General features: G+C 74.7%; 6 protein-coding genes. 5 read left to right on the plus strand and 1 reads right to left on the minus strand.

Features of this window, described 5'->3' with window-relative positions; translation table 11 throughout:
* The first annotated feature begins 297 nt into the window (after positions 1-297).
* From ACRYM2_RS22225 to recO, 4 genes are all read left to right on the plus strand, one after another.
* Positions 298-1776: an NCS2 family permease gene (locus ACRYM2_RS22225; RefSeq protein WP_432524802.1), complete on the plus strand. Its 1479-nt coding sequence runs from the start codon at positions 298-300 to the stop codon at positions 1774-1776.
* Between the two features lie 216 nt (positions 1777-1992).
* A complete protein-coding gene (leuA, locus tag ACRYM2_RS22230) occupies positions 1993-3714 on the plus strand; it encodes a 2-isopropylmalate synthase (RefSeq protein WP_432524811.1) in 1722 nt (573 codons plus the stop codon).
* Between the two features lie 157 nt (positions 3715-3871).
* Entirely contained in the window at positions 3872-5485 is a 1614-nt protein-coding gene (locus ACRYM2_RS22235; RefSeq protein ID WP_432524804.1) for a GGDEF domain-containing protein, read from the plus strand.
* A 64-nt stretch (positions 5486-5549) separates the two neighbouring features.
* Complete coding sequence (recO, locus tag ACRYM2_RS22240) at positions 5550-6371, plus strand: DNA repair protein RecO (protein WP_432524806.1); 822 nt, start codon at positions 5550-5552, stop codon at positions 6369-6371.
* Positions 6372-6378: 7 nt separating this feature from the next.
* Here the strand turns inward: recO and ACRYM2_RS22245 are convergent, their stop codons facing one another.
* A complete protein-coding gene (locus ACRYM2_RS22245) occupies positions 6379-6939 on the minus strand; it encodes a histidine phosphatase family protein (RefSeq protein ID WP_432524808.1) in 561 nt (186 codons plus the stop codon).
* Positions 6940-6971: 32 nt separating this feature from the next.
* Between ACRYM2_RS22245 and ACRYM2_RS22250 the strand changes: the two genes are divergently transcribed.
* Positions 6972-7850 (plus strand): isoprenyl transferase, encoded by an 879-nt coding sequence (locus tag ACRYM2_RS22250; protein ID WP_432524809.1) that lies wholly within the window; start codon positions 6972-6974, stop codon positions 7848-7850.
* Positions 7851-7876 lie beyond the last annotated feature (26 nt).

The following is a 7876-nucleotide window of genomic DNA, read 5'->3' on the forward strand; positions in this document are numbered from 1 at the left end:
GGAAGCGCTCGGCCCTCTCGTGCACGACGCGGACCCCGCCCAGGCCGAGGGCGGTGGCGTTCGCCCGCGCCGTCGCGGCCGCCGCCCGGGCCGCCGCGCCCACCCCCACCACCACCCCCCCCCCGCGCGCCCCCCCCCCCCCCCCCGCCGCCCGCGGCGCCCCCCCACGGCAGGGGGCGGGGGAGGGGCGGGCGCGCGGTGGTCCGGCGGGGGGTGCGGACTCTGGCAGGATCCGCACCGGCCTCGACGTCGCGGCCGACCCTCGTCCGACCTGCTCGACCACGCCCGAGGTGCTCGATGGCCACCCACGCCCAGCCCACCCGCCGACCATCGGCGGTCGACCGCTACTTCCAGATCAGCGAGCGCGGCTCCACCGTCGCCCGGGAGGTCCGCGGCGGCCTCGCGACCTTCTTCACGATGGCCTACATCGTGGTGCTCAACCCGCTGATCATCGGCACCCAGCCCGACAGCACCGGTTCCTTCCTCGGCGGCGGCAGCGCTCCCGACCTCGCGGCCGTCGCGGCCGCGACCGCGCTCACCGCCGGGGTCGTGACGATCCTCATGGGAGCGGTGGCCAACTACCCGCTGGCGCTGGCCAGCGGGCTGGGCCTGAACGCCTTCGTCGCCTTCGGCATCGCGGGGCTGCCCCGCATGACGTGGGCCGACGCGATGGGGCTGGTCGTCCTCGAGGGGCTGATCATCCTCGTGCTCGTGCTCACCGGCTTCCGCGAGGCCGTCTTCCACGCGGTCCCCGCGCAGCTGAAGACGGCCATCAGCGTCGGCATCGGCCTGTTCATCACCATCGTCGGCCTGGTCGACGCGGGCTTCGTGCGCTCCGGCAGCGGCACCCCGCTGGAGCTGGGCATCGGCGGCTTCCTGGCCGGCTGGCCCACGCTCGTCTTCGTCGTGGGGCTGCTGCTGATCGTCGTGCTCATGGCGCGCGGGGTGCGCGGCGCCATCCTCGGCGGCATCGTGGCGGCCACCGCGCTCGCCGTCGTCGTCGAGGCCGTCGCCCACCTCGGCCCGCGCACCGGCGCCGACGGCGAGGTGCGCGACCCGGCCGCCTGGGGCCTGAACGTCCCGGCCCTGCCGGACTCCTGGGTCGCCACCCCCGACTTCTCGCTGCTGGGGCGGTTCGACCTGCTCGGCTCGTTCGAGCGCATCGGCGCCGTCAGCGTCCTGCTGCTCGTCTTCACGCTCCTGCTCGCCGACTTCTTCGACACGATGGGGACGATGGTCGCCATCGGCAAGGAGGGCGACCTGCTGGACGCCGAGGGCAACCCGCCGCGGATGCGGCGCATCCTGGTCGTCGACTCGCTCGCGGCGGCCGCCGGCGGTGCGGCCGGGGTCTCCAGCAACACCAGCTACATCGAGTCCGCGACCGGTGTCGGCGAGGGTGCCCGCACGGGCCTGGCCAGCGTCGTCACGGGCGTCGCGTTCCTGCTGACGACCTTCCTGGCCCCCGTCGTCGCGATCGTGCCCTACGAGGCGGCCACCCCCGCGCTGGTCGTCGTGGGCTTCCTCATGATGACCCAGGTCAAGGGCATCGACTGGGACGACCTGGAGATCGCGCTGCCGGCGTTCCTGACGATCGTGCTCATGCCGTTCACCTACTCGATCAGCGCGGGCATCGGCGCCGGCTTCATCGCCTTCGTCGTCCTCAAGGTCGCCCGCGGCAAGGCCCGCCAGGTGCACCCGCTGCTGTGGGTGGTCGCGGCGCTGTTCGTCCTCTACTTCGCCATCGACCCGGTGAAGGACCTGCTGGGCGCGAGCTGAGCGCACCGGCCCCCACCGCCCCGCCGGTCTGCCGGTGGCGGGGCGGTGGGGGTACGGTGGTGCCGTGGCCCGTCTGGAGAACCTCCTCCTTCGTCGCCGCGGCGGGGCCAGCTAGGCCGGTCTCCCCGTCGCGGGACCTCGTCGTGCGCGCCGGCCGCCACCGCAGCCCCGCCCCGTGAGGAGAAGACCGTGCGCAACACCCAGACGCCGTCCCCGATGCCCTTCCACAGGTACCGGCCCTTCCACGAGCAGATCACCGTCGACCTGCCCGACCGCACCTGGCCCACCAAGCGCATCACGCAGGCACCGCGCTGGTGCGCGGTGGACCTGCGCGACGGCAACCAGGCCCTCATCGACCCGATGAACTCCGAGCGCAAGCTGCGCATGTTCAAGCTGCTCGTCGAGATGGGCTTCAAGGACGTCGAGGTGGGCTTCCCCTCGGCCAGCCAAACCGACTTCGACTTCGTGCGCACGCTCATCGAGCAGAACCTCATCCCCGACGACGTCCGCATCCAGGTGCTGACGCAGGCGCGCGAGCACCTCATCGAGCGCACCTACGAGTCCCTGCGCGGTGCCAAGCAGGCGATCGTCCACCTCTACAACTCCACCTCCGTGCTGCAGCGGCGCGTGGTGTTCGGCATGGACGAGGACGGCATCGTCGACCTGGCGCTGCAGGGCGCGCGGCTGTGCCGCAAGTTCGAGGAGACGATCCCCGGCACGACCGTCTACTACGAGTACTCCCCGGAGAGCTACACCGGCACCGAGCTGGAGTTCGCCGCCCGCATCTGCAACGAGGTGCTGGAGGTCTTCCAGCCGACGCCGGAGCGCAAGGTCATCGTGAACCTGCCCGCCACGGTGGAGATGACCACGCCCAACGTCTACGCCGACTCCATCGAGTGGATGTCGCGGCACCTGCACCACCGCGAGGACGTGATCCTCTCGCTGCACCCGCACAACGACCGGGGCACCGGCGTCGCGGCCGCTGAGCTGGGCTACCTGGCCGGGGCCGACCGCATCGAGGGCTGCCTGTTCGGCAACGGCGAGCGCACCGGCAACGTCGACCTCGTCACCCTGGGCATGAACCTGTTCAGCCAGGGCATCGACCCCCAGATCGACTTCTCCGACATCGACCACGTACGCCGCACCGTCGAGCACTGCAACCAGCTGCCCGTCGGCGAGCGCGTCCCCTACGGCGGCGACCTCGTCTTCACGGCCTTCTCCGGCTCCCACCAGGACGCCATCAAGAAGGGCCTGGAGGCGATGGAGCGCGAGGCGGCCGCCGCCGGCAGGAGCGTGGACGAGATGGAGTGGGCGGTGCCGTACCTGCCCATCGACCCCAAGGACGTCGGGCGCAGCTACGAGGCCGTCATCCGGGTCAACTCCCAGTCCGGCAAGGGCGGGGTGGCCTACCTGCTCAAGGCCGAGCACCAGCTGGACCTGCCGCGCCGGCTGCAGATCGAGTTCAGCCGGGTGGTGCAGGAGCGCACCGACGCGCAGGGCGGGGAGGTGTCGGCGTCGCAGATCTTCGGGATCTTCTCCGACGAGTACCTGCCCTCGCCCAGCGGCACCCCCGACTGGGGCCGCTACGCCCTGCGCGCCACCCGCTCGGTGAGCGAGGTCGAGGCCGCCGACTCCCTGGAGGTCGACCTCTTCGACGCCGCCGACGCCGGGCACGAGCTGAAGACGGTCGCGGGCACGGGCAACGGCCCCATCGCGGCCTTCTGCGCGGCCATGGCCACCCCGGAGGCCGGCGGCGTGGACGTGCGCGTCCTCGACTACGCCGAGCACGCGCTGTCCGCCGGCGGGGACGCCATGGCCGCCGCGTACGTCGAGTGCGCCGTCGGCGACCGGGTGCTGTGGGGCGTGGGCATCGACCACAACATCACCACGGCCTCGCTGAAGGCGATCGTCTCGGCCGTCAACCGCGCCCTGCGCTGACTGCCGCAGGCTCCTGCGCCGGGTGCCCGCGCCCGGCGCAGGGGCCGCGGGGAGGTTGAACGTGCACCCAGCAGGGGTTCGAGGTTCCATCCCGCCACGGCTTAGTTAGGATCAGTCACCGCCCGTGATCGCGGGTGGGCACTGATCGGAGGACGCGGTGGGGGCCGAGGTCGAAGCCGTCAGCCCGTTCGGACCGCTGGACCTGCTCGCCGAGTGGGCCCACCGGCTCTACCTCGACGGGTTCGGCGAGCGGGCCGTGCAGGCCAGCCGCGAGGCCCTGGCGCTGTGCGAGGCCGCCGGGGACGAGCGCACCGCCCGCTACCTGCAGTTCATCTGCGGCGTGGCGCTGCACCAGCTGGGCCGTGCCGCCGAGGCCAGCGAGGAGGCCGGGCACCTGCTGCGCCGCCTGGGTGCGGACGCCGACCCGGTCTGGCGCGCCAAGGCGCTGGCCCTGCTCGCGGAGTCGCGCGTCGACCTGGGCATGACGGCCCTGGCGATGGACCACCTCGCCGAGGGGCAGCTCATCGTCACCGCCCAGCCCATCCGCACCTACGACCACCTGTCGGCCACGATGTCGGTGGCGCTGGCCCTCAACGCGCTCGCGCTCTTCGAGCCCGCCGACGAGCTCATGGTCCAGATGCTCGCGCTGAGCTTCCCGCCCGCCCGGGTCCGCCTCAACGTGGTGCAGGAGGCCGCCGTCCTGCAGGTCTCCTGGGCGGCCATGCTGGAGGTCGCCGGCCGCGGCGAGGAGGCCTGGCCGCACTACGGCGCGGCCCTGTCGCGGGTGGCGCGGATGCGCGCCCTGGCCCGCGAGGCCGACTACCCCGAGATGCTCGCCCGCGCCGAGGCGATCGAGGGCTTCGTGCTGCAGCGCACCGGGGAGGCCGCCCTCGGCGAGGCGCGGCTGCGGCCGGCGGTCGCGGCCTTCCGGCTGCGCGAGGAGCTCGCCGAGACCCAGATCGCCCGCATCGCCCTGGCCACCGCCGCCTCCGCGGCCGGGGACCGCGGCGGCGCGGCCGAGCTGCTCACCGCCGTCCAGCGCGTGTCCAACGCCACCCAGCTCGACGTGTGGGGGCTGGTGGCGCTCGACGCGCGCGCCCGCACGGCCGTCGCCCACGACGGCCGCAGCGACGCCGTCGACGCGCTCGAGCGCCTCGCGCAGGTGTCGCTGGCCCGGTTGTGGGAGGACCGCGAGAGCCGCTTCGAGGCGCTGCAGGACCGCGTCCGGCAGCGGGAGATGGCCGAGCAGCACGAGCGCATCGGCCGCGCCGCCCTCGTCGACCCCATGACCGGCCTGGGCAACCGCCGGCGCCTGCAGCAGGTGCTGGAGCGCCCCGACCAGCGCTTCGGCGCCGTCCTGCTCGACGTCGACAGCTTCCGCGCCGTCAACGAGGAGCACGGCCACGAGGTCGGCGACGCCGTCCTGCGGCGCGTGTCCGACCTGCTGCGCCGCGAGGTCCCCGCCGACGCGGTACTCGTGCGCTACGGCGGCGACGAGTTCGTCGTGCTGCTGCCCGCGGACGCGGGAGCCGGCGCGGGATCCGGCGCCGCGCCGCTGGGCGCGGTGACGGCCGCCTCGACGCGGGCGCTGGCCCAGCGGCTGCTGGAGCTGGTGCGCGAGGAGCCCTGGGCCGGGGTCGCCACCGGTCTGCAGGTGACGGCCTCGGTCGGCTGGGCCGGGCCCGCCGCGGCGGCGGAGGCGCTCGCGGCCGCCGACGCGGCCTGCGCCGCCGCCAAGCGCCGCGGTCGCGACCAGCTCGTCGCCGCCTGAACCCACCGCCCGGGCCGGGCGCGCGCCGGGCGGTCGTGTCGGAGCGCGGACCTACAGTGGCCTCGTGGCGTCGCGGGGGTCCAGCATCGGAGGGGCGAAGAGCTACCGCGACGAGGCGGTGGTGCTGCGCACCACCAAGCTCGGCGAGGCCGACCGCATCGTCACGCTGCTGACCCGCCACGGCGGGCGGGTGCGGGCGGTGGCCAAGGGCGTGCGCCGCACCTCCTCGCGCTTCGGGGCCCGGCTGGAGCCGTTCACCTGCATCGACGTCCAGCTGCACCGCGGCCGCCAGCTGGACACCGTCACCCAGGTGGAGGTCATCGCCCCCTACGGGCAGGCGCTGGCCGGCGACTACGGCCTCTACACCGTCGGGCACGCGCTGCTGGAGACCGCCGAGCGCTTCACCGAGGTCGAGGGCGAGAGCGCCACCCAGCAGTACCTGCTGCTGGTCGGGGCGCTGCGCGCGCTCGCCCGCCGCGAGCACGACGCCCCCCTCGTGCTCGACGCGTTCCTGCTGCGCTCGCTGGCCGTCGCCGGCTACGCGGCCAGCTTCGTCGACTGCGCCCGCTGCGGGGCCGGCGGCCCGCACCCGGCCTTCAACGTCGCCGCGGGCGGAGCGGTGTGCAGCTCCTGCCGCCCGCCCGGTTCGGCCGCCCCCGCCCCGGAGACCGTCCGGCTGCTCGCCGCGCTGCTGTCGGGGGACTGGGGCAGCGCCGAGGGCGCCGAGGAGCGCTGCCGCCGCGAGGGCAGCGGGCTGGTGGCGGCCTTCCTGCAGTGGCACCTCGAGCGCGGGATCCGCTCGCTGCGCCACGTGGAGCGCACCCCGCCCCGCACCGGACCGGACGCCGACCTCGGCGCGGAGCAGCCGGTGCCGTCCGCCGGCTGAGCCGCGCTCAGCCCAGGGGAGCGACCGAACCCTGCTCCAGCAACCGCCAGTCCTCGCCCGCGCCCTCCAGCAGCACCGTCGAGGCGTTGCCCAGCCGGGGCACCTGCACCCCGGCCAGCCCCTCCACGGCGGCCCGGATGAAGGTGCCGTGGCAGACGACGAGCAGGTGCTCGTCCGGGTGGCTCGCGCGCAGGCGCCGCACGGCACCGCCCGCGCGGGCCACCAGGTCCTCCCACGCCTCCATGCCGGGGCGCTCACCGGCCGGGTAGCGCTGCGCGATCTCGTCGCGGTCCAGGCCCTCGGCCTCGCCGAAGTCGCGCTCGACGAGGTCGTCGTCGGCGGGCAGCAGCGGGATCCCCAGCCGGTCGGCGAGCAGCTGCGCGGTCTCGCGCGCCCGTGCCAGCGGGGAGGGCACCGCGAGCGTCCAGCCGTCGTCGGCGATCGCGTCGGCGAGGGCGCGGGCCTGCCGGCGCCCGGTGTCGTTGAGGAGGACGTCGCTGCGGCCCTGCAGGCGGCCGTCGCGGTTCCAGTCGGTCTCGCCGTGGCGGACCAGGGCTGTGCGCGTCACGCCGCGATCCTGCCACCTGGCACCCTGGTGCGGTGCCAGGACCTGCTCGCCGAACGCTCCGCGGCCGCTCGGCCGCACCCGCGACCGCACCGGGGACCACGCCGGGGACCACGCCGAGGACGGTCGTCGCACCGCCGCCGCACCCCTCCGGTGCGCGCGCGCCGCAGCTGCCCCCGGAACTGGTCCCGGACCACGTCGCGATCGTCATGGACGGCAACGGCCGCTGGGCCAACCAGCGCGGCCTGCCGCGCAACGAGGGGCACAAGCGGGGGGAGGCGGCGCTGCTGGACGTCGTCGCCGGTGCCATCGAGGTGGGCGTGAAGCACGTGTCGGCGTACGCGTTCTCCACGGAGAACTGGAAGCGCAGCCCCGACGAGGTCCGCTTCCTCATGGGCTTCAACCGCGACGTGATCCGCCGCCGCCGCGACGAGATGCACGCCTGGGGGGTGCGCGTGCGCTGGGCCGGTCGCCGTCCGCGCCTGTGGCGCAGCGTCATCGCCGAGCTGGAGGCGGCCGAGGAGCTGACGAGGGACAACACCGTCTGCACGCTGACGATGTGCGTGAACTACGGCGGCCGGGCCGAGATCGCCGACGCCGCCCGGGCGCTGGCCCTCGACGTCGCGGCCGGGCGGGTGAACCCCGACAAGGTCGACGAACGCGTGCTCGCCCGCTACCTCGACGAGCCCGACATGCCCGACGTGGACCTGTTCTGGCGCTCCTCCGGCGAGCAGCGCACGTCCAACTTCCTGCTGTGGCAGTCCGCCTACGCCGAGATGGTGTTCTCGGACGTGCTGTGGCCGGACGTGGACCGGCGGTCGCTGTGGGCGGCGATCGAGACCTACGCCCGGCGCGACCGCCGCTACGGCGGGGCGCTCGACGCGCCCCGCCCGCTCGAGCCCCTGCAGCCCTGACCCGGGCGGGTGCGCTGCGGCGCAGC

Origin of the sequence: Kineococcus aridisoli (genome assembly GCF_050871885.1) — a bacterium.
In the GTDB taxonomy this organism is placed as follows: domain Bacteria; phylum Actinomycetota; class Actinomycetes; order Actinomycetales; family Kineococcaceae; genus Kineococcus.

Bases quoted from the DNA above. Each gene is read 5' to 3' on its own strand.
- ACRYM2_RS22225 (WP_432524802.1), top strand. From the start codon at position 298: ATGGCCACCCACGCCCAGCCCACCCGCCGACCATCGGCGGTCGACCGC.
- leuA (WP_432524811.1), top strand. From the start codon at position 1,993: ATGCCCTTCCACAGGTACCGGCCCTTCCACGAGCAGATCACCGTCGAC.